Below are 1,398 nucleotides of genomic sequence, written 5' to 3'. Positions count from 1 at the left end.
GCATGGGGCCGGGGCCGTTCACCGGCCTGCGCATCGGCATCGCCGCCGCGCGCGCCTTCGCCCTCGGCCGCGACCTCCCCGTCGTCCCCGTCCCCAGCCACCTCGCGGCAGCCCTCACCGCTCTCGACACCGAGACCGCACCCTTCGCGATCGTGACCGACGCGCGCCGACGCGAGGTCGCCATCACCGTGTTCGATGGTCTCGACGACGACGGCATCCCCGCTGTGGTCGCCGACACCGTGCTCGTCCGAGCGGCAGACGCGGATGCCCACCTCGACGGCATCCGCCGCATCGATGTGTCGACGCTGTCCGCGACGGACCTCGCACGGGTCGGCGCGCGGGCTCTCGCGGCCGGCCGCACGCTCGCCGGGGAGGAGCCCCTGTACATGCGGCACCCTGATGTGACGCTCCCCGGTGCCCCGAAGAAGGTGGGCACATGACCCTTCGAGACGCCTCAGCAGATGACCTCGACGCGATCATGGCGATCGAGAACAGGTCCTTCCCGACCGATGCCTGGAGCTCGGAGACCATGGTCGCCGAACTCGTCAGCCCGCACGGCCGGTATCTGGTCGACGAGCACGACGGCGAGGTCATCGGCTACGGCGGGGTACGGGCACTGCTCGGCAGTGCCGACGCCGACATCCAGACCATCGCACTGCTCGCCGAACATCGGGGACACGGGAGAGGACGCGCCCTGTTGCGCGCTCTGCTCGCTGCGGCGGCGGAGCGTGGTGCGCGAGAGGTCTTCCTGGAGGTCAGGGCCGACAACCCCTCCGCGGAGGGGCTGTACCGTGCCGAGGGCTTCGAGGAGATCGCCCGCCGCCCGCACTACTATCAGCCGGATGGCGTCGACGCGATCGTGATGCGAATGCACCTGCGGCACCATGCGGCGCCCTCCGCGGCGGACGAGGAGGCGAAGGCATGAGCGAACCGCTGGTTCTGGGCATCGAGACGAGCTGCGACGAGACGGGCATCGGCATCGTGCGTGGGCGCACCCTGCTGTCGAACACCATCGCCTCGAGCATGGACGAGCACGCGCGCTACGGCGGCGTCGTTCCCGAGGTCGCCGCGCGGGCGCACCTCGAGGCGCTGCAGCCCTCGATCGACGCCGCGCTCGCCGAAGCGGGGGTGGGACTCGCCGACCTCGATGCCGTCGCGGTCACCAGCGGGCCAGGGCTCGCCGGCGCGCTGATGGTCGGTGTCGGCGCCGCGAAGGGCCTCGCCGTCTCGATCGACAAGCCCCTGTACGCGGTGAACCACCTGGTCGGGCACATCGCGGCCGACATCCTCACGGCCGACTCCGCGCCGCTCGAATACCCGACGATCGCCCTGCTCGTCTCGGGCGGGCACACCTCACTGCTGCACGTGCGAGACCTCACCACAGACGTCGAGCTGCTC

Annotated in this window: 3 protein-coding genes; all 3 read left to right on the top strand. The window is 71.2% G+C overall.

Annotation, left to right across the window (positions count from 1 at the left end):
- The coding region (gene tsaB / locus DSP71_RS08350) for a tRNA (adenosine(37)-N6)-threonylcarbamoyltransferase complex dimerization subunit type 1 TsaB (protein WP_258546330.1) at positions 1-440 on the top strand (440 nt) is incomplete at its 5' end.
- Positions 437-925 (top strand): ribosomal protein S18-alanine N-acetyltransferase, encoded by a 489-nt coding sequence (gene rimI, locus DSP71_RS08345; RefSeq protein ID WP_058632722.1) that lies wholly within the window; start codon positions 437-439, stop codon positions 923-925. The genes tsaB and rimI, both read left to right, overlap by 4 nt.
- The coding region (locus DSP71_RS23370) for a tRNA (adenosine(37)-N6)-threonylcarbamoyltransferase complex transferase subunit TsaD (protein WP_396652049.1) at positions 922-1,398 on the top strand (477 nt) is incomplete at its 3' end. The genes rimI and DSP71_RS23370, both read left to right, overlap by 4 nt.

The sequence above is a fragment of the Microbacterium sp. H6 genome (assembly GCF_003314775.1).
Classification (GTDB): Bacteria; Actinomycetota; Actinomycetes; order Actinomycetales; family Microbacteriaceae; genus Microbacterium; species Microbacterium oxydans.
Note: the sequence above shows the minus strand (reverse complement) of the source record. Positions and strands in the feature narration are given on the sequence as shown.